The sequence below is a fragment of the Streptacidiphilus pinicola genome, assembly GCF_003258295.1.
Taxonomy (GTDB): Bacteria; Actinomycetota; Actinomycetes; order Streptomycetales; family Streptomycetaceae; genus Streptacidiphilus; species Streptacidiphilus pinicola.
This window is the reverse complement of record NZ_QKYN01000106.1, coordinates 1-18,880: the sequence shown is the minus strand read 5'-3', so window position 1 is coordinate 18,880 and position 18,880 is coordinate 1. Positions and strand designations below refer to the sequence as shown.

Annotated in this window: 22 protein-coding genes; 8 read left to right on the top strand and 14 right to left on the bottom strand. The window is 73.8% G+C overall.

Going from position 1 to position 18,880, the window contains the following annotated elements:
• Positions 1 to 746 (bottom strand): hypothetical protein (locus DN069_RS26135; RefSeq protein ID WP_111504886.1); only part of this gene is annotated, 746 nt, incomplete at its 3' end.
• Positions 747 to 903: 157 nt separating this feature from the next.
• Between DN069_RS26135 and DN069_RS26130 the strand changes: the two genes are divergently transcribed.
• Positions 904 to 1,179, top strand: a complete 276-nt coding sequence (locus tag DN069_RS26130) for a hypothetical protein (protein ID WP_243639735.1) — start codon at positions 904 to 906, stop codon at positions 1,177 to 1,179.
• A 6-nt stretch (positions 1,180 to 1,185) separates the two neighbouring features.
• On the opposite strand, the gene msrA is transcribed toward DN069_RS26130, so the two are convergent.
• The 6 genes from msrA to DN069_RS26100 form a co-directional block, all read right to left on the bottom strand.
• A complete protein-coding gene (msrA, locus tag DN069_RS26125; RefSeq protein WP_111504882.1) occupies positions 1,186 to 1,695 on the bottom strand; it encodes a peptide-methionine (S)-S-oxide reductase MsrA in 510 nt (169 codons plus the stop codon).
• A gap of 59 nt (positions 1,696 to 1,754) precedes the next feature.
• A complete protein-coding gene (locus DN069_RS26120; RefSeq protein WP_111504894.1) occupies positions 1,755 to 2,765 on the bottom strand; it encodes a TIGR03617 family F420-dependent LLM class oxidoreductase in 1,011 nt (336 codons plus the stop codon).
• A 5-nt stretch (positions 2,766 to 2,770) separates the two neighbouring features.
• Positions 2,771 to 3,163: an ArsR/SmtB family transcription factor gene (locus DN069_RS26115; protein ID WP_111504880.1), complete on the bottom strand. Its 393-nt coding sequence runs from the start codon at positions 3,161 to 3,163 to the stop codon at positions 2,771 to 2,773.
• The gene (locus DN069_RS26110; RefSeq protein ID WP_111504878.1) at positions 3,160 to 3,531 is read right to left on the bottom strand and encodes a hypothetical protein; all 372 of its coding nucleotides are present in this window, start codon (positions 3,529 to 3,531) and stop codon (positions 3,160 to 3,162) included. Before DN069_RS26110 ends, DN069_RS26115 begins: the two co-directional genes overlap by 4 nt.
• A gap of 108 nt (positions 3,532 to 3,639) precedes the next feature.
• Entirely contained in the window at positions 3,640 to 3,918 is a 279-nt protein-coding gene (locus tag DN069_RS26105; protein ID WP_111504892.1) for a metal-sensitive transcriptional regulator, read from the bottom strand.
• Between the two features lie 72 nt (positions 3,919 to 3,990).
• The gene (locus tag DN069_RS26100; RefSeq protein ID WP_243639734.1) at positions 3,991 to 6,180 is read right to left on the bottom strand and encodes an MMPL family transporter; all 2,190 of its coding nucleotides are present in this window, start codon (positions 6,178 to 6,180) and stop codon (positions 3,991 to 3,993) included.
• Positions 6,181 to 6,439: 259 nt separating this feature from the next.
• Here DN069_RS26100 and DN069_RS26095 point away from each other — a divergent pair, with 259 nt between their 5' ends.
• Both DN069_RS26095 and DN069_RS26090 read left to right on the top strand, forming a co-directional pair.
• Positions 6,440 to 6,727, top strand: a complete 288-nt coding sequence (locus DN069_RS26095; protein ID WP_111504874.1) for a dsRBD fold-containing protein — start codon at positions 6,440 to 6,442, stop codon at positions 6,725 to 6,727.
• A 35-nt stretch (positions 6,728 to 6,762) separates the two neighbouring features.
• On the top strand, positions 6,763 to 7,389 hold the full coding sequence (locus tag DN069_RS26090) for an SRPBCC family protein (RefSeq protein WP_111504872.1): 627 nt from the start codon (positions 6,763 to 6,765) through the stop codon (positions 7,387 to 7,389).
• An 18-nt stretch (positions 7,390 to 7,407) separates the two neighbouring features.
• On the opposite strand, the gene DN069_RS40315 is transcribed toward DN069_RS26090, so the two are convergent.
• A complete protein-coding gene (locus DN069_RS40315) occupies positions 7,408 to 7,695 on the bottom strand; it encodes a dsRBD fold-containing protein (protein ID WP_165845640.1) in 288 nt (95 codons plus the stop codon).
• Positions 7,696 to 7,784: 89 nt separating this feature from the next.
• Positions 7,785 to 8,021, bottom strand: coding sequence for a hypothetical protein (locus DN069_RS40310; RefSeq protein ID WP_165845639.1), 237 nt, complete (start codon positions 8,019 to 8,021; stop codon positions 7,785 to 7,787).
• A gap of 148 nt (positions 8,022 to 8,169) precedes the next feature.
• On the opposite strand from DN069_RS40310, the gene DN069_RS26080 reads away from it, so the two are divergent.
• Complete coding sequence (locus DN069_RS26080) at positions 8,170 to 8,919, top strand: glycerophosphodiester phosphodiesterase (RefSeq protein ID WP_111504868.1); 750 nt, start codon at positions 8,170 to 8,172, stop codon at positions 8,917 to 8,919.
• Here the strand turns inward: DN069_RS26080 and DN069_RS26075 are convergent.
• Together DN069_RS26075 and DN069_RS26070 are read right to left on the bottom strand one after the other, a co-directional pair.
• Positions 8,906 to 9,613 carry a hypothetical protein gene (locus DN069_RS26075; protein WP_111504866.1) on the bottom strand — a complete coding sequence of 236 codons (708 nt, stop codon included), beginning with the start codon at positions 9,611 to 9,613 and terminating at the stop codon, positions 8,906 to 8,908. The genes DN069_RS26080 and DN069_RS26075 overlap by 14 nt on opposite strands.
• A 126-nt stretch (positions 9,614 to 9,739) precedes the next feature.
• Positions 9,740 to 10,732: an ArsR/SmtB family transcription factor gene (locus tag DN069_RS26070; protein WP_111504864.1), complete on the bottom strand. Its 993-nt coding sequence runs from the start codon at positions 10,730 to 10,732 to the stop codon at positions 9,740 to 9,742.
• A 397-nt stretch (positions 10,733 to 11,129) separates the two neighbouring features.
• On the opposite strand from DN069_RS26070, the gene DN069_RS26065 reads away from it, so the two are divergent.
• A complete protein-coding gene (locus tag DN069_RS26065) occupies positions 11,130 to 12,260 on the top strand; it encodes an alpha/beta fold hydrolase (protein ID WP_424556323.1) in 1,131 nt (376 codons plus the stop codon).
• 16 nt (positions 12,261 to 12,276) lie between these two features.
• Here DN069_RS26065 and DN069_RS26060 read toward each other — a convergent pair whose 3' ends face one another.
• Positions 12,277 to 13,395 (bottom strand): site-2 protease family protein, encoded by a 1,119-nt coding sequence (locus DN069_RS26060; protein ID WP_111504890.1) that lies wholly within the window; start codon positions 13,393 to 13,395, stop codon positions 12,277 to 12,279.
• A 433-nt stretch (positions 13,396 to 13,828) separates the two neighbouring features.
• Here DN069_RS26060 and DN069_RS26055 point away from each other — a divergent pair, with 433 nt between their 5' ends.
• Together DN069_RS26055 and DN069_RS26050 are read left to right on the top strand one after the other, a co-directional pair.
• On the top strand, positions 13,829 to 14,296 hold the full coding sequence (locus DN069_RS26055; protein ID WP_111504861.1) for a DUF5709 domain-containing protein: 468 nt from the start codon (positions 13,829 to 13,831) through the stop codon (positions 14,294 to 14,296).
• Positions 14,297 to 14,382: 86 nt separating this feature from the next.
• Complete coding sequence (locus DN069_RS26050) at positions 14,383 to 16,098, top strand: sigma-70 family RNA polymerase sigma factor (RefSeq protein WP_243639732.1); 1,716 nt, start codon at positions 14,383 to 14,385, stop codon at positions 16,096 to 16,098.
• On the opposite strand, the gene DN069_RS26045 is transcribed toward DN069_RS26050, so the two are convergent.
• Entirely contained in the window at positions 16,076 to 16,960 is an 885-nt protein-coding gene (locus DN069_RS26045; RefSeq protein ID WP_111504859.1) for a sterol desaturase family protein, read from the bottom strand. The genes DN069_RS26050 and DN069_RS26045 overlap by 23 nt on opposite strands.
• A gap of 74 nt (positions 16,961 to 17,034) precedes the next feature.
• On the opposite strand from DN069_RS26045, the gene DN069_RS26040 reads away from it, so the two are divergent.
• Positions 17,035 to 17,667 carry a TetR/AcrR family transcriptional regulator gene (locus tag DN069_RS26040; protein ID WP_111504857.1) on the top strand — a complete coding sequence of 211 codons (633 nt, stop codon included), beginning with the start codon at positions 17,035 to 17,037 and terminating at the stop codon, positions 17,665 to 17,667.
• 18 nt (positions 17,668 to 17,685) lie between these two features.
• On the opposite strand, the gene DN069_RS39505 is transcribed toward DN069_RS26040, so the two are convergent.
• The gene (locus tag DN069_RS39505; protein WP_111504855.1) at positions 17,686 to 18,651 is read right to left on the bottom strand and encodes a VOC family protein; all 966 of its coding nucleotides are present in this window, start codon (positions 18,649 to 18,651) and stop codon (positions 17,686 to 17,688) included.
• Between the last annotated feature and the right edge of the window lie 229 nt (positions 18,652 to 18,880).

The following is an 18,880-nucleotide window of genomic DNA, read 5'->3' as shown; positions in this document are numbered from 1 at the left end:
CAGGCCCGGGCGGCGCGGCGACGCTGTCCCTGGGAGGCTGTTGGGCTCTCCGCCTCCGCCTGGACCGCCGCGCCGGCCGTGCCTGTCAGGCCCACCAGCAGGGCGAAGACGGCCTGGTCCGCCGTGGAGGCGGGCTGCGCGGCCAGGCGGCCCGCGTCGTCGACCCAGACGGTCAGCCGGGTGCCGGCCGCCTGGTGGCGGAAGACCAGCACCCGACCGAGGTGCCGCGAGCCCGCCGGGTAGTCCCACTCCGCAGGCACGTTGACGACGGGCACCGCGGCGGCCCGCGGCGTCGCCCTGCCCCTGGGTGCGGGGACCGCGTTCGCGAGCGTCGTCGCGGTGACCGGATGTGCATGGCCGCGGGCCGCGTCCGCCGCGGCGGCGCCGTGCGCGTGGACAGCGAGGCCGACCGCGACGCCCAGCCCGAGCGAGGTCAGCAACAGCCGGGACCGGCTGCGGCGCAGCCGCGCGCGACGCCGGTCGTCGGGGCGGAACAGCGGGTTGGCCTCGGCGGCGACCCGCGCCGCCTCGCGGCGCCAGGACGCCGCGCGCTCCACCGGCCCGGCGAGCAGGTGGCCCAGCAGCACGAACGCGCTCAGCAGCGCGAGGGCTCGCAGGTCCGCGCCGTCCTGCGGCAGCACCGCGCCGTCGTAGCACCCCCAGCAGACGGCGGCGACCAGCGGCAACACCGCCCACGGCGCCGTCGCGCCGCACAACGCGGCCACGGCCGCGAACACCCCCAACATAACGGCAGGGTAACCCGGGCCAGTTGGACGCGTCCGATGCTTCTCGGCCGTGTGAGGCGTGTCGCAGGGACTACACTTCCCATACTTGCGCACATGAGCAAATGGCTTGATGCGACGGGAAGCTGACCCAGAGTACGACGAACGGGGACGGAGCGGCGTGAAGCAGGCGCGGGAGGCGCAGTTGCGACTGGCGGCGGTGGTCGGCGAGATCGAGGGCCTCTACACCGCGTGGCTCCGCGCGCGCGGCCCGGCCCGCCGACGCCGCCTCCTGCTCGAACTCGCCACCGCCGGCACCAAGCTGGCCACGGAGTCGGCCCGCGCGACCACGCCCGAGCCGTACCAGCTCCCCCGCACCCGCCGCACCCGCCGCACCCTGGCGGCCCAGCGTGGCGCGGACTGGCTCACCGACCGGTTCGACGACGCGGAACAGTAGCGACGACTAGCCGTTGCGCCGCGGCAGCTTCCAGTTCGGGCGCGGGAAGTGGCAGGTGTACCCGTTCGGATAGCGCTCGAGGTAGTCCTGGTGCTCCGGCTCGGCCTCCCAGAAGGGGCCCGCCGGGGCGACCTCGGTGACGACCTTGCCCGGCCAGAGGCCGGAGGCGTCGACGTCGGCGATGGTGTCCTCGGCGACGCGCTTCTGCTCGTCGTCCAGGTAGAAGATCGCGGAGCGGTAGCTCGTGCCGATGTCGTTGCCCTGGCGGTTTCGCGTCGACGGGTCGTGGATCTGGAAGAAGAACTCCAGGATCGCGCGATAGTCCGTCACCGCGGGGTCGAACTCGATCTCGATGGACTCCGCGTGCGTCCCGTGGTTGCGGTAGGTCGCGTTCGGGACGTCGCCGCCGGAGTAGCCGACGCGGGTGTCCAGCACACCCGGCTGGCGGCGGATCAGCTGCTGCATACCCCAGAAGCAACCGCCGGCCAGCACGGCCTTCTGCGTCTGCGTGCCCACGGGGGCCTCCTTCTCAGTCATTTCCTCTGCCAACACGCCCAACGTTCGAGGTCGCGCGGTCATTCCTGCCCGCGCACCCGCTTCGCGACCTCACCCGTCAGGGCGGGGTCCACGGCGTAGGGGGTGTACAGCGAGACGCGGTCCACCGCCCCGCCGAAGCGGGTGCCGAGGGCCGCCGCGACCTCCGCGGGGGTGCCGGAGACGGCGAAGGCGTCCAGCACCTCGTCGGGGATCTCCGCCGCCATCTCGTCCCACGCCCCGACGCGCGACAGCGCGTGGAGCCGGTCGGCGAGCTCGCCCCAGCCGTGGTGTTCCAGGACCACGCGGTAGGCCGGCGTCGAGCCGTAGAAGGCGATCTGCGCGCGGACGCTCCGCTCCGCCTCGGCCCGTGCGGGGGCGTCCGCGCCGAGGACGGCGAGGGGCGACAGGCACACGGTGTAGTCGTCGAGCGCGCCGCCGCGCGCCTCGCGCAGTGTGGGGACGGTGCGTTCGCGCAGGTAGGCGGCGGTGGTGAAGGGGTGGCAGAGCAGGCCGTCGGCGACCCGGCCGGCCACCTTGGTCATCCGCTCGCCGACCGCGGCGAGCAGGATCGGCGGGTTGCCGTGCGGGTTCGGGCCGGGGTCGAAGAACTCGGTCATCAGGGTGTGCCGGTAGAACTCGCCCTTGAAGAAGAGGCGGCCCTCCCCGGCCCAGGCGGACCAGATCGCGCGCACGGCGCGGACGAACTCCTCCATCCGCGCGGCGGGCCTGCCCCACGGCATCGCGAAACGCCGCTCGATGTGCGCCTGCACCTGCGAGCCGAGACCGAGCTGGAACCGGCCGCCGGAGACCAGCTGCACGTCGTTGGCGAGGGTCGCCACCGTCATCGGGTTGCGGGAGAAGGCGACCGCGATGGCGGAGCGCAGCGCGATCCGCTCGGTCGCGCGTGCCGCCAGCGTCAGCGCGGTGAAGGCGTCGTGCTTGGTCTCGGAGACGGCGAAGCCGTCGTATCCGGCCGCCTCGGCGGCCACCGCGGCGGCCTCGGCCTGCAGCGGGGAGGCGGACACGTCGGCCCCGTCGTCGAACTTCATGGTGGTCACCCGCCCATCCTCGCAGGCGCGGCCGACGCCGCGTCCGGGTCCGTGCCCGGGTCCGACCGCAGCTCGTCGAGCAGGCTCTGCTGTTCGGCGAGCAGCTCGGCCAGCAGCCGCCGGGCGACCCGCAGCAGGTCGGCGACGTCCGGTCCGGCCAGCTCGTAGACGACGGCGGTGCCCTCCCGGCGGGAGGCGACCACGCCCGCCCGCCGCAGCACCCCCAACTGCTGCGAGAGGTAGGCCGGTTCGACGCCGATGTCGTCGAGCAGGGCGCGCACGCTGGTCGGACCGGCGCTGAGCAGCTCCAGCGCGCGGATCCGGGCGGGATGGCCCAGTAACCGGAACAGCTCGGCCTTGCGCTGGTAGAGCGGCGGCGCGACCGCCCGTTGACTCACAGATCCAGCTCGCCCTCGATCACCTGCAGCCGCCGGCGGGCCAGGGCCAGGTTGGCGCGCTGGCGGTCGAGGAGCAGGACGAGGAAGAGGCCCGCGCCGGAGGGGGCGGTGAGCGGGCGGATCAGGTGGTACTGCCGCGTCAGCGTGATCAGGATGTCCTCGATCGCGCCCTCCAGCCCCAGCATCTCCATGGTGCGGTACTTGGCGCGTACCAGGTCGGTGTGGCCGGCCGCGGCGACGGCCGGGTCCAGGTCCGCCGTCCCACCCATGACGCCGAGGCTCATGCCGCTGGCCAGATCGACCAGGGCGACGCCGAGCGCGCCGTCGATCGTCATGGCTTCCTTGAGTGCGATGTCCGTGTTCGCCATGGCTGGACGCTATGCGTGACCGAGTAGTCGCACATCGTGAATTGCGGAAGTGTGCAAATGGCGTGAACGCGCACGGTATCGTGCGCGTCCACGCCGTTGGGGAGCGGCTCAGGCGAGGGTCAGGAAGAGCTTCTCCAGCTCGGCCTCGGTCATCGGCGCGGCGTCGGCCGTGCCGTCGCTCTCCACGGCGGCCAGGCACTGGCGCATGCCGCTGGCGACGATCTTGAACCCGGCCCGGTCCAGCGCCCGCGAGACCGCGGCGAGCTGCGTGACGACGTCCTTGCAGTCACGCCCCGCCTCGATCATGGCGATCACCCCGGCCAGCTGCCCCTGAGCCCTGCGCAGCCGGTTCAGCACCGCGCCCTGCGCGTCTTCGTCGACCTTCATGGCGTCCTCGACCATCCTCACGTCTCACAGCTTCCCGTCATCGTACCCCAGGGGGTATCCATTCCCTCTGCCTCACCCGTGCGAGAACGGGATGTCCGGGAGCACTCGGCGCAGCCACGCCGGGGCGCGCCAGGCGGCGTGGCCGGTCAGACGCAGCAGCACCGGCAGCAGCACCAGCCGGACCAGCGCCGCGTCGAACAGCACCGCGAGACCCAGCACCAGGCCCATCTCCTTGGGCGGCAGCGGCCCGGAGAGCGCGAAGGTGAGGAAGACCGCGACCATCACACCGGCCGCCGCAAAGACGACCCGGCCGGAGTGGGCCAGCGCGCCCGTCATCGCCGCACGCGGCGAGCCGGTCCGCTCGTAGTGCTCCTTGGCCGAGGCCAGCAGGAACACCGTGTAGTCCATCGCGATGGCGAAGATCATCGCAAAGAAGAAGACCGGTGCCCAGCCGTCCAGGAAGCCCTGCGGCTGGAAGCCGAGCAGGCCCGCGCCGTGGCCGTCCTGGAAGACCAGCCGGGCCGCGCCGAACGCGGCGCCGGTGGAGAGCAGGCTGGTCAGCGTGCCGAGCGCGGCGATCAGCGGTGCCCGCAGCGCGACAAGCAGCAGCAGGAAGCCGAGGCCCAGGACGACGCCGATCACCAGCGGGGTCTTCTGGTCGAGCGCGTGCTGCAGGTCGAGGTTCTCGACCGCCGCGCCGCCGACGAGGGTGCCGCGCGGGAGTTCGGCGCGCAGCGTGTCGACGGTGGTCTTCAGTGCAGGGTTCGAGGGATCGACCTTCGGCACGGCCTGGACGAGCGACCAGCCGGAGCCGTCCGGCGCGGGCTGCGCCGGCATGGCCGCGGCGACGCCGGGCGTCGCGGCGGTCTTCGCCTGCACCTCGGCGGCCTGGCCGCCCGGCGCGAGGATCTGCAGCATGCCCGGCATGCCCGGCCCGAAAGCCTCCTGCACGGCGGTGTAACCGACCCGGGCGCTGGCGTCGGCGGGGATGACGGTGATCGACGGCATGGCCGTACGCAGCCCGACGACGGGCGCGGCCAGCGCCAGCAGCACGGCCAGCGCCACGGCGCCGTAGCGCAGCGGGTGCCGCCACAGCCGCTCGCCCCAGGCGGCGAAGCGCGGCGAACCCTGCTCCGCCGCACCGGCCTTGGCGCGCGCCCAGGGCAGGGCCAGCGCGTCGATCCGGCGGCCCAGCCTGGCCAGCACGGCGGGCAGCAGCGTCAGCGTCGCGGCGAGCACGAACAGGACGGCGAGCATGATGCCGCCCGCCATCGAACGGAACGCCGGCGAGGGCACGAGCATCACGGCCGAGAGGCTCACCAGCACCGTGACGCCGGAGAGCAGCACGGCCTTGCCGGCCGTGTCCATGGTCTCGGCCACGGCCTCGACGGCCGAACGCTCACCGCCCCTGCGGGCGGCGCGGAAGCGGACCACCAGGAAGAGCGCGTAGTCGATGCCGAGGGCCAGCGCGAACATCATCGCGAAGTTCATCGCCCAGACGGAGACCGGGAAGAGATGGCTGATCAGCACGAGCGAACCGGCCGAGGCGGCGAGCCCGGCCATGGTGAGCAGCAGCGGCAGCCCGGCGGCGACCAGCGAGCCGAAGGCGACGACCAGGATGGCCAGCGTCACCGGCCAGGAGAGGATCTCCGAGTGGATCATCGCGCTGTGGTTGGCGGCGTTGAAGTCGCTCCACAGCACGGACGCGCCGGTGGCGTGCACCTGGACACCCGGCGTCGACAGCGCGGCGAGCGGCCCCTTGAGCGCGTCGGCGGCGCGGACCATCTCGTCCGGGCTCGCCTTGGCGCCCGCGAGGACGATCGCGGTGTGCCCGTCGCGGCTGATCGTCGCGCCCGGCTGCGGCGGCACCACGGCGGAGACGCGCGGGTCGTCGGCGGCGAGGTGCTCGGCCCGGGCGATCACTTGCTGGACGGCCGGGTCGGAGACGGGCTTCGCGGCCTTGACCACGATCTGCAGCGCCGAGGAGGCGTTCCCGCCGAAGTGCTGCTGCGCGACGGTGCGGGCCGCGACCGAGTCCGAACCGTTGGCCTGCCAGCCCGCGCCGGACAGCGCCGTGGTGACCTTGGGCGCGAACGCGCCGAGCGCGACGACGAGCAGCAGCCAGCCGACGAAGACCGCCCTGGCGTGACGCGCGGCCCACGTCCCGAGGCGCCCGAGGACCCCCGGCCCTTGAGGCCACCGCGCGGCGGACGGCGGCGGCGCGGGCGACCGCTCGGCGAGACGGGGTTCGGTGGGACTCACGGCAGGGCTCCCTCGTTCGTGCGGATCGATCACGCGGATCAGCGGCGCGGATCGGCAAAATACCCTCCGGGGTATCTGACAGGCAGGGTAGACGGAGTCGGGCGCCATCGCCAAATACCCCCAGTGGTATCTGCGCGACCCCTGTCCCCAGGGCGCGAAGCTGAGTACCGTGGGAGTGTCCGCGTGATGCAGCGACGCGTCGTTGCGCGGCACGGGAGGGCTGGCGCGCGGACGGCGACCACGAGATCGGGACACCGCCATGACTTCGCCCACCATCCCCGCACCCGCCCCACTCCACGCCAAGCGCTGGGCCCTGACCGTCGACCTCTACGAGGAGGGCGACGACACCCGGGCGCGCGCCGTCCTGGAGACCCCCGAGCGCACCCTGGAGGGCAACGGCTCCTCCCACCGCAACCCGCACGACCTCGCCATCGCGGACATCGGCGACGAGTACGCGGCGGGCCGCGCCCTGATCGAGCTCGGCCGCCAACTCCTGCGCGCGGGCGCGGTCGACGCCGCGGCAGAGGAGGACGGCCGCTTCGGCTGAGCCCGTCCGGAACGGGCATCCAACGGGAGGGAACCATGCGAGCCAGAGCGAGGCAGGCCCTCGGCACCGGCGCGCTCGCGGCCGTCGCCGCCGGCGCGGCGTACCCGTGGCTGTGGCGCTACGCGTGCCTGACCTGGGGCGCCAGTGCGGTGGAGGTGTGCCGGGCGATGCCCGGCGACGAGCTGCTGCCCGCCGCGCCCCTGGTCACCACCCGCGCGGTCACCGTCGACACCTGGCCGTCCGCTGCCTGGCCCTGGCTGATCCGCCAGGGCCCCGGGCGCGGCGGCGCGTACACCTACGCCTGGATCGAGACGGTCTTCGGCCTCGACCGCCGGATCCCCGGCGGCCCGCAGGCCCCGCCGCCGGAGCTCAAGCCGGGCGACCTGCTGCCACTGAGCCCGCGCGGCCCGGTGCTGGAGGTCGTCGACGTCGACGTGGAGCGCGGCCTGGTACTGAGCTCCCAGGACGGGCGCTGGGTGTGGTCGTTCGGCCTCTACCCACGCGGCCACAGCACCCGACTGGTCAGCCGCAACCGCATCGCCCCGCCCGACCACACCCCCGCCGCGCGGCTCTTCTCCCTCTACGTGCTCGAACCGGTCGGCCTGCTGATGGAGCGCCGGATGCTCCTCGGCGTCAAGAAGCGGGCCGAGGCGGAAGGCTGAGCCTGCTCACGGCACCCGTCACGATCCCGGCAGCACGGTGTTCGCCCGAGTGTCCGCCTGCCCTTCGCGGAGCAGCTGGTAGCCGAGGTCGATCAGGGCGCGCCCGGCGGCGAACTCGTCGCCGATCTGCGCCTGCGGCCGGTCCACAGGGTCGCGCAGCGACGCGGAGTGCGCCTGCAGGCGGGAGTCCCCGCAGTCCAGCACCGCGTGCGCGCTGGTGACGTCGCCGTCCTCGAAGAGGTCCACGCGGACCGTCCAGGTCTTGGTGTGCACTCCGCCGGGAGCGGGGCCGCTGCTGTCGTCCATCATGGTCTCCTTCCGCCGGTCGCCCCTCCCTCGACCCGGGATACCAGCCTGCTTCCAGTGCGCCACGCTCCCACGCCGCAGCGGAAGACCTACGCGTCGGGCAACTCCACGGACGGCTGCGCCGACGGCTCCACGGACGGTTGGGGCTGCGCGGATTTCGCCGACGGGCCGTCGTCGAGGCGGCGCAGGCCGATGAGCACCCCGAGGAGCCCGGCCTGCTCCGGGCTGAGGCGGCCGACCGCGTCCAGCATCGAGAGCGGAGCGGCGGGCTCCGCCGCCGCGGGCGACGCCGACCCCGAGAGTTCCTCGGGTCGATCCGGCTCCATGCAACTCTCCTTGACTCATCAGCTCATCGCACGATTACCCCCGGTGGGGGCAGCATGACAGATCATGCACCGTCCGGCGGCAGCGGGTGGGTAACCTGGCCGAACGCCTGACCTACCGAAAGACCGAAGAGAAGACGGGTGCGCACCCATGCCGGCCGAGGACGCGAGGGACCTGCCACGGCGCGTCGCCGTCGTCGCCCACCGGGGCGCGCCGCGCATCGCCCGGGAGAACACGCTGCCGTCCCTGCGCGCCGCGCTCGCCCTCGGCGCCGAATGGGTCGAGGTGGACGTGCGCCTCGCCCGCTGCGGCACTCCGGTGCTGCTCCACGACGCGACCCTGCACCGCCTCTGGGCCGTACCGCGCGCCGCCGCCGAGCTGGACGCCGCCGAACTGTTCGCACTGGGCCACGAGCCCGCCGACGGGGTCCCCACGCTGCGCGAGGGCCTGCGGCTGTGCGCGCAGGCGGGCGTCACCGTCATGGTCGACGTCCCCGGGCCCGCCGAGGGCACGGCCTCCCTCGCCGTGGTCGACGAGCTCGGTCTGCTGGACCGCTGCGTCTTCGCGGGCGAGCAGACCGCGCTGGAACGGATCCGCGCCGCCGCGCCGCAGGCGCGGATCGCGCTCAGCTGGGAGTCCTTCCTGCCGCCGGGCGCGGGCCTGTTGACCCGGGTCCGGCCGCAGTACCTGAACGTGGAGCACCACCGGCTCACCCGCCCCCTGGTCGCCTTCGCCCGCCGCCGCGGGCTGGCGGTCAGCACCTGGACGGTGGACCGCCCGGCCCGCGTCGCCACCGTGGCGCGCCTGGGCGCGGACGTGGTGATCAGCAACGAGCCCGCGCTGGCGCTCGCCGCCCTCGCCCGCCCCGGCGGGGTGGGGGCGGCCGTCAGGACTTCGTGAGCGCCTGGTACTCGCCGGACAGCACCTGGACCGCGGTGTCGTGGTCCGGCGTGGCCGGCTTCATCACGACGACGCGCAGCACGTCGTCGCCCGCGACCGCCAGACCCATGGTCAGCGCGTTGCCGTTGGAGTCCAGCCCGGACTTGACGAAGACCTTGCTCTTGGCGACACCGGGGACCGTGAACGAGCCCTGGGCGTCGTAGTTCTTGGCGTCCGCCTTCACCTGGGACAGGTAGTCGCTCTCGGCACCGGCCGCCGATGCGTAGTGGATGACGAAGCTGTCGACGTAGGTGGCCGTCGCCGGGTCGTACCAGGCGCGGCGGCCCGCGAACTGCAGGCCGCGGGACTGCTGCGCACCGCGCTCGGTGGTCCAGGCGGAGGGTGTGTAGTCGGCCTCGATGAACTGCTCGACGGTGAGGATGCCCATCGCCGAGGGGTCCTGGGCGCCGGTCCAGTCCCTGGCCGTGGCCGGCCGCTGCGGCAGCGCCGCGAGGACCTGCCCCTGGGCGCCACTCGCCGTGGCGGTCGGCGCCGACGACTGCACGGCGCCACTGGCGGTGACGGCCGGGGTCGCCACCGTCTTCGCTCCCCCGATCGTCACCATCCCGCAGCCGGAGAGCAGAGCCGCCGCCGACGCGACGACACCGATCACGCCGAAGCGCGAGGAAGCACGGACCCCCGATATGGCACGCATCTGAATCCTTGTTCTGAAGAGAAGATCTGACGAGCGGACGTTTCCCGCGCCGATTCTGACGAGCCGACCGGCGCCCGCGCGACGCGCTGACGCAACGTTCGGACAACGATCCGGACGTGGACGTACTCAGCTCCCGGTCCTGGCCAGCCGGGTGCCGCGGTCGGTGCGCCGGTAGCGCACCTCGCGGCCCGCCCGCTCGCGGGTGACCAGGCCGGCCCGCAGCAGGATGCCGAGGTGGTAGGAGACCGTCGGGGCGGTGAGGTAGTGACGGCGGGCCAGGGTGCCCGTCGTCTCCGGCGCGGTCAGGGTGGCGAGCAGGTCCGCGCGGGTCACGCCCAACAGCCGGCGCAGGTCGGCGGAGGCGGGCGCCCCGTCCGGCGCGGACGGAACGGCGGGGTAGGTGATGACCGGGACGCGCGGCTCCGTCCGGTAGACCGGGTCGATCCCGACGCTGAGAGCGGTGGCCACCAGCGAGGGGATGAAGACGACCATGGGCGCGCGGAGCGCGACCGAGAAGCGGCTCTCGATGCGCAGCACGCCGCCGTCCCAGCCGAGCGCGGGGTGCAGTGACGGGATCAGCGCCCCGGCGCCCTGCCAGGCGAGGGTCTGGGCGCGGTGCCGGACGTCGGCGTCGAGGGCGGCGCGGGCCGCGTCCCACTCGGGGGCGAAGACCAGTTGCCAGTAGCGCCGCAGCTCGTCCACCGCCTGCGCAGCCAGCCGCCGTCCGCCCCGCGCGAGCAGCGCGGCCACCGCGTCCTGCCGCTCGCTCGGCGCGAGCCCGTTGTCCGGGCGGCCGCAGGCCAGCGCCTCCAGCTCGGCCTCCACCCGCACCGGCGCGGTCGCGGCGACCTGCGCCAGTTGCTCGTCCACGGTCGGTGACGGGCCCTCCGGGTGGGGCGCCAGAAAGTCGGGCACGTAGCCGCCGCTCCCGAGGGCGAAGGTGCGCAGCAGCGGCAGCTCCGGTCCGTGCAGGGCCGCGCGGGCGCGGGTCAGCAGCGCGCGGGCCTGGGGCCTGGGCGGGTGCGGCCAGCCGAACAGGGTCGCGCCGACCTCGTGCAAGGGTGAGATGACGAACCGGGTGCGCGCCAGCGCCCCTGCGTCCAGGGTGATCTCGATCATCGCCGGTGTGCCCCCGCCTACCGTGCCGACTGCCCGTTCCCCCGTGGCCCGGCGCGAGCGGCTCCGGCCGGGCTTCGAACGTGCTCGAATCGTGGCACACCGAGTGGTCCGGCGTCAGCCGCCGTCACAGGCTGGAGACATGAGACTTCTCCCCGCGACCGGCCTGGCCGTGGCCGCCGCCCTGACCGCGACGGTGGCCTGCACCGGCTCCTCCACCGCCGCGCGCGTCCCGGCGTCCTCCGCCCGCCCGGTGCTGACCGGGTCCACGCCCTGCCCCGACGAGGCGGACCTCGGCTGCGCCACGCTGACCGTCCTGCTCGACCACTCCGGCCGCGTCCCCGGCACGCTGGGCCTGCGGGTCGCGATGACGGGCAACGCGAACGCACCCAAGGGTGACCTGGTCTTCCTCTCCGGCGGTCCCGGTCAGCCCGACGAACCGCTCGCGCCGCGCATCCTGCCGAAGCTCCAGCCGCTGCTGGCGCAGTACCGGATCGTCTTCGTCGACCAGCGTGGCACCGGCCAGAACGCGCTCCAGTGCCCGGCGTTGCAGCAGCAGATGGGCTCCTCCGACCTGACCGCGCCCACCGACCAGGCCGTCACCGACTGCGCCGCGTCGCTCGGCCCGGACCGCCGCTTCTACTCGACCGCCGACACCGTCGCCGACCTCGACGCGCTGCGGCAGGCGCTCGGCGACCGGCGGATCTCACTCGACGGGGTCTCCTACGGCACCTTCACCGCCGAGCGCTACGCCCTCGCCCACCCCTCGCACGTGACCAGCCTGGTGCTGGACTCGGTCGTGCCGCAGACCGGCGACGACCCGCTCGACCTCGCCGCGATCCAGGCGGTGCCGCGCGTGCTGACCGCCTCCTGCGCCGCGCTGAAGTGCGGCTACGACCCGGCGGCCGACGTCGCGGCCGTGGTACGCCGCTACCACGACGGCGTCGCCGTGCTGGACACGCTGACCGGCTACGAGTTCGTCGACCCGAACCAGGGCCGGATGCTGGACGCCCTGCACCAGGCCGCGAACGGCTCCCCCGTCTACCTGAACGCCATGATCAGCGCGGTGGCGCAGGGCTCGGCCGCGACCGCGGACCAGCTCAGCCAGGGCCTGCACGCGTCCACGCTCTGCGCCGACGGACACTTCCCGTGGGGCACGGACGACACGCCGGTCGCCTCACGCCCCGCCACCGTCGCGGCCACCCGGGCCCGGCTCACCCCGGCGCAGGTGTTCCCCTTCGACGCCGACACCGCGACGGGCCTCGGCACCCTGCTCTCCTGCCTGAACTGGCCCCGGGAGCAGGTGCCGCCCTCCCCGTCCGCGCACCGGCGCATCCCCGGCGGTATCCGGGTGCTGCTGCTCGGCGGCGACCGGGACCTCTCCACGCCGCTGGCGTGGATGTGGGACGAGGCGAGCCTGGTCGCGAACGGCCGCGCGGTCGTCGTCCCGGGCGCGTCCCACTCCGTGCAGAGCCGCGCGACCAGCGACATCGGCCGGCAGGCGGTCTACGACTTCCTGCTCAAGGGCTGAGCTCAGGGGGCTGAGCTCAACCGCGGACGGAGCGGCGGCGGCGGCGCATCAGGACGGCGATGTCGGCGAGGGTGACCACGCCGACCAGCCGTCCCCCGTCCAGAACCAGCAGCGGCGGGTTGCCCAGCGCCGCGTCCAGCGCCGGGCCGGGCAGCTCCTCGTCCGGCGCGGCCGTCGCGCACTGCCCGAGCGGGACGGCCACGTCGCGCACCCGCACCTCCTCGCGCATCCGCTCCGGTACGGCGAGCAGCGTGCGCAGCCGCACCACCCCGCTCGGTCGCCCGTCCAGGTCCACCAGGGCCGCCGAGCCGGCCGAGCGCCACGCCGCGCTGCCCGCCAGGCACTGGGCCACCGTCGACCAGTCGGGCACGCTCAGCGGCGGCGAGGCCAGCTCCCCGACGCGGCGGCCGCGCACGGCCAGCCCGATCGTGGCGTGCTGGATCTCTGCCGCCGCCGCGATCGCCAGGAACCCGCCCATGACCAGCAGCCACAGCCCGACCCCGGCGCCGCGCACCAGGGCGACCCAGCCCCCGGCCAGCATCAGCACGGCGAGCACCTGCCCGCACCGCCCCGCCTGGCGCTCCGCGCGCTCGCGGTCCCCCGCCCGCCACCACAGCGCCGCCTGCAGCACGCGGCCGCCGTCCAGCGGCGCGGCGGGCAGCAGGTTGAAGACGGCGACCAGCAGGTTCACCACGCCGGACCAGAGCAGGAGTGCCGCCGGCACCTCCCAGTCCAGTGCCCGCAGCGCCAGGAACCCCAGCCCGATGCCCGCCCCCGCGAGAACCAGGCTGACCAGCGGCCCCGCGAGCGCCACCCACAGCGCCCGCGCCGGCGCGGTCACCCGCCCGATGCGGGTGACCCCGCCCAGCGCCCACAGCGTCATCGAGTCCACCCGCGTCCCCGCGTGCCGCGCGGCGAGGGCGTGCGCGAGCTCGTGCGCCATCAGGCTGGCGACCAGCAGCAGCGCGCCGAGCAGGCCGGCGCCGAGATAGAACCCGCCACCCCTCCCCGGCAACCACGCGGGCAACGTCCGCCCCCCGAGCCCCACGGCCAACACCGCGACGAGCACCGGCGCACTCCAGTGCACCCGCACCGGTATCCCGAACAGGCGCCCGAACGCCGCCGAACCCCTCATCGCGCCCGCCTCCTCGCTCACTAGGAAGCATTCCCCGCCGGAGACGCGCGGAACTGCGCGAGCAGGCCGTTGCACTACCCAGGGGCGCGGGGAACCGCGCGAGCAACCACCGGCGTGCGGATGGCCCTGCGCGTTCGGCCTGCCACGTCGCCGGGTGGCTTGTCGCGCAGTTCCCCGCGCCCCTGGAGAGTGCAGCTCTCGCGCCCACGCGGCGGAGCCGCAGATCGGCAGAGTCCCGCGCCCCTGGAGAGTGCAGCTCTCGCGCCCACGCGGCGGAGCCGCAGATCGGCAGAGTCCCGCGCCCCCTGATGGGGCAACGTCCGTAGAGCGTCAGAGGCGCCCTGGTGGGAGTATCGAAGCAACCTCCGTCAGCGCCGCAGGCATTCCGCGGCTCGCCGAGAGGGCCCGGGACGGGCCGGAAGGGATGCGTACCGTGTCGAACGACGAGTTGATGGGGGACGAGGTCTACCAGCCCAGCGGTGACGGCGACGTCCAGGACGACGTCTCGCCGCTCGAGCCCGAGGACACCCTGGACGACCGCGGCCTCGCGGACGTGCTGGACGAGGGCTACGCCCCACCCGAGCGGCCGTTGGCCGTCGGGCGGTACGGGAACACCGCAGCCGAGCAGCGGGACCGTGAGACGCTCGACCAACGCCTTCGCGCCGAGACGCCGGAGGTCTGCGCACCGGACGACGACGGCATCGGCGACTGCGTGGGCACGGACGGCGAGCCGGTGGATCCGGAGGCGGGCGAGACCCGCTCCGGGCGGCTGGTGGAGTCGGACCACGCCCGCAGTCACCTGATCGCCTCCGACGCGGGCATCTCCGGTGGCGCGGCGACAGCCGAAGAGGCGGCGATGCACACCACCGACGACCCCGAGGCAGTCCTCGGCGGCTGGTGACGCACGGCAAATTCCAGCCGACCGGCCGATTTCTGTGACCCCCGTGTGTTCCGTAGGGTCTCCACTCACGTACGGACGAAACCGAGGTGAGCGAGGAGCACGGCATGGCGGGCTGGTCGGTGGAGGCGGGGCTGGTCGCGGCGGCGCGCAGCGGAAGGGAGGAGGCCCTGGACGAGCTGGTCGCACACAGCCTGCCGCTCGTCTACAACATCGTCGGCCGCGCGCTCTCCGGGCGCGTGGACGTGGACGACGTCGTCCAGGAGACGATGCTGCGGGTGTTGCGCGGCCTTCCGGACCTGCGGGACGACTCCGCGTACCGGTCGTGGCTGGCGGCGATCACGATGAACCAGATACGCCGGCACATCCAGTCGCGGACGACGGCGTCGCAGAGCCACGAGGGCGCGCTCGACGAGCTGGCCGCCGTCGCCGACCCGGGCGCGGATTTCGAGGACCTGACGCTCACCGAGCTGGGGCTGTCCGGTCAGCGCCGGGAGACCGTCGAGGCGACGCGCTGGCTGGACCAGGACGACCGCGAGCTGCTGTCGCTGTGGTGGCTGGTGACGGCGGGGCATCTGACCCGCGCCGAGCTGGCGGGGGCGCTGGGGCTGGAGCCGCACCACGTGACCGTGCGGGTCAGCCGGATGAAGGCCCAGCTGGAGGTCTCCCGCGGGGTCGTCCGCGCGCTCGCGGCGCAGCCGCGCTGCGTGGAGCTGGCCCGGATGGTGCACCTGTGGGACGGCGTGCCGGGCGCGCTCTGGCGCAAGCGGCTGGCCCGCCACCTGCGCGAGTGCCCGCAGTGCGGCGCGCTGGGCGCGGACCTGGTGCCGCCGGAGCGGCTGCTGGTCAACCTCGCCCTGGTGCCCCTGCCGGCCGGCTACGCGGCCTGGCTGCTGAGCCGCATCGGCGCCGGCGGTCTGCACGCCGCCGCCGCGGCGGACGCCTTCGCCTGGCACCCCGGCGCGGCGCCGATCGGCGACCACCCGCTCACGCAGACGACGGCACGGATACCGGCGCAACGTGCCTCCTCCGGCCCGGTCTCGCACCGGCTGCCGCGACGCCGGTTCGGCGCGTTCTCCGGCAAGCCGCTGCTGGCCGCGGCGGCCACGGTGACGGTCACGGCGGCGGTCGGGGCGGGCGTGGTGCTGTTCGGGCACGGCAGCGGGCAGCCCCGCGTGACCACCGCCGTGGCCGGCGCGGGCACGACGACGGCTGTGGCCTCGCCGAGCGCCGACGTGTCCGCGTCGGCGATGGGCAGTGCGACGCCGAGCGCCCGACCATCGGCGAGCCACTCCGCCTCTCCGAGCGTGAAGCCGACCCCGACTCCGGCGCCCACGCACTCCGCGACCCAGGCTCCCCCGCCGCCCCCGACCTCACCCGACGAGGCGGCGGCCCAGCAGGTGCTGGCGGTGATCAACCAGGCCCGCGCGCAGCAGGGGCTGTCGCCGCTGACGCTCAGCTCGGGGCTGGACAGCAGCTCCGGCGGTCACAACCGGGTGATGGCGAGCGGCTGCGGTCTCTCCCACGACTGCCCCGGCGAGCCCCAGCTCGGCGACCGGGAGACGGCGGCGGGGGTCCAGTGGACCAGCGCGGGCGAGAACATCGGCACCGGCGGGCCCGTCTCGAACGACACCTCCGGCATCGCGGGCATGGCCGTCGGTCTCACCCGCTCCATGCTCGCGGAGCAGCCGCCGAACGACGGCCACCGCAAGAACATCCTGAGCCCGGACTTCCACCACATCGGTATCGCCGTGATGCGGGACAGCTCGGGCAACGTGTGGCTCACCCAGGACTTCTCGAACTGACGGCACTCTCCGCGTCCGGCTCCCAGCCCGGGGGCCGGAAGAGGTAGCCGAGCTTGTCCCGCAGGCGGGCGGCGGAGCGGACGTCGCGCAGCAGTTCGGCGAACGCGCGGTATTCGAGGGCGAGCACGTTGTAGGTCCCCACCGGCTTGGTGAGGCCGTAGGTCGGACGGCGTGCCTCCGGCTGGAAGGTGCCGAAGATCCGGTCGAAGACGATGAGGATCCCGCCGTAGTTCCGATCCAGGTACTCCGGATCCGAGCCGTGGTGCACGCGGTGGTGGGACGGCGTGTTGAACAGGAACTCGACGGGCCGCGGCAGCTTGTCGACCAGCTCGGTGTGGACGAAGAACTGGTAGACCAGGTTCACCGAGAACGCCACGTAGAGCGCCCACGGGGCGAAGCCGAGCAGGGGCAGCGGCAGCCAGAAGAAGAACTCGAACCACGGGTTCCATTTCTGCCGCAGCGCGGTGGTGAAGTTCATGTGTTCGCTGGAGTGGTGCGACTGGTGCGCGGCCCAGCCGATGTTGGTGCGGTGCACGAACCGGTGGTTCCAGTAGTAGGAGAAGTCCAGTCCGACCAGCAGCAGCACCCAGAACCACCAGGTGTCGGCCGGGAGGCGCCAGGGCGCCGCGTACGTGTAGAGCGCGCTGTACACGACGAAGGTGCCGAGCTTGAAGGCGGTGAGGAAGAACAGCGACCCCACGCCCATGGTGAGGCTGGCCCGGGCGTCCTTGAACGAGTAGCCGGTGACGCTGTCGTCGTGGTCGAGCAGGCGCAGCGCGGCCAGCTCGACCAGGATGCTCAGCACGAAGAACGGTATGGCGTAGGTGACGGGGTTCTGCAGCGGATCCAGCAGGTCCGACATGGTGCTCCTCCCGCGAGCGATTTGACCCGCGGGTAAGTTACCAGAGGGTCAATTCGCTCGGCTATGCTTCCGCCATGGGAAAGGCTGGGACCAAGGGCGTCGCCCGAGCGGAACGTGAGCGTCAGATCGTCGACATCGCGGGCCGGGTGTTCGCCGAACACGGATACGCCGGCACCTCCCTGACCGCCGTCGCCGCACAGGCGGGCATCTCCAAGCCGCTGATCTACAGCTACTTCGGTTCCAAGGAGGGGCTGTTCGCGGCCTGCCTGAGCACCGCGGGCGAGGTGCTGGTCGAGGTCATCGAGCGCACCGCCGGGCTCGGCCTGGTGGGTCAGCAGCGCGCCGTCGTCACGCTGGACCAGTTCTTCGCCGCGCTGGAGCCTCGGCCCTGGATGTGGCGGGTGTTCCGGGACCCGACGATGCCCGCCGCGCCCGAGATCACCGAGCGGCACGCCCGGTACGCGCGGCGCATGCACGCCGTGGGCGCCGAGGGCGTGCGCGAGTTGCTCCACCTGGCCGGCAACGACGACCCGCTCGACTCCTCCGCGATGACCGCGGCCTGGGTCAACGTCTTCGACGCCCTGGTGAACTGGTGGATCGACCACCCCGGCGAGTCCCGCGCGAGCATGACGGCGCGCACCGTCCGCCTCAGCGCCGCGGTGTTCGGGCCGATGGAGTCGGACCCCCTGGCGGACCAGCCGGGTTGATCCGCCGTCACCCCGCGGTCACTGCGCGGGCTGGAGCGGCGGCTGGATCAGGCAGAGGCGGGAGCCGGAGGGGTCCTGGAGCTGGGCGACCGGACCGTAGGGGGTCGGCGTGGACGGGACCAGGACCGTGCCGCCGAGTTCGACCGCGCGCACCAGGGCGTCGGCGAGGTCGGGGGTGGGGAAGAAGACCCGCCAGGCCGGGTGCGTCACCGCGCCGGGGACGGGCGAGGGCTCGGGGCCGCCGATCGCGGCGATGTTGCGGCCGTCGCTGCGCAGCACCACACGCTCGTGCTCCCACACCACCTCGGTGCGGTGCGAGATCTCCGGGTCCCAGTCCAGCACCTCGCCGTAGAAGAGGGCCGACTTGAACGGGTCGCCCGTGCGCAGCTCGATCCACGCCGGAACCCCGGCGACCAACGACGTCGACGCCTCGGGCAGCTCCTCCGGGCCCTGCCACAGGCCGAAGCTCGCCCCGTCGGGGTCGCGGGCGAGGACGATGCGGCCGGCGTCGATGGCCACGGGACCGACGCCGATCGTGCCGCCCCGGTCGGCGATCCGACGGGCGCTCTCGTGGGCGTCCCGGACGCCGAAGAACGTGGTCCAGCCGGTGCCGAAGCCGAGGTCGCCGACCTCGCTGATACCGGCGACCCGGTGACCGTCGACGACGACGTAGACGAAAGCGCCGAGGCGCTCCGGGCCCTGCTCGAACTCCCACCCGAGCAGCCCTTGGTAGAAACGCTCGGCGGCCCCGAGGTCCCGCACGATCAGGCTGACCCAGGAGGGCGCGCCCAGCACGCCCCGCACCCGGGTGCCGCGCACCCGCGACCCCGCGACGGCGTCGGGATCCTCGCTCGGCTCCCCCGACGTCCCCGGGTCTTCCGGCTCGGCGGGCTCGTCCGGGTCGGAGGGTTCGACCGGGTCCGGCGGGATCGGGGGCGCCGGCGGGCGCAGCGGCTCCGGCGGTCCCGGAGGTGCAGGCGGCACAGGCTTCGGTGGACCCGGCTTCGGCGGGCCCGGTCGGGGCGAGGGATCGCTCGGCGGTGAGATGTCGGGATCCGGATGGACGGGAATGTCGCCAGGCATCGGTGCGCCTCCTGGTTCAGCGGCGGCGCCCTGCCTCGGCACGCCCACCTCGGGTCGCTCCCGAACCATCCTACGCTCAGGAAACGTCCTGGCCGGGACCCTGCACACCGTGTCCGCGAGCCCCGCCGCG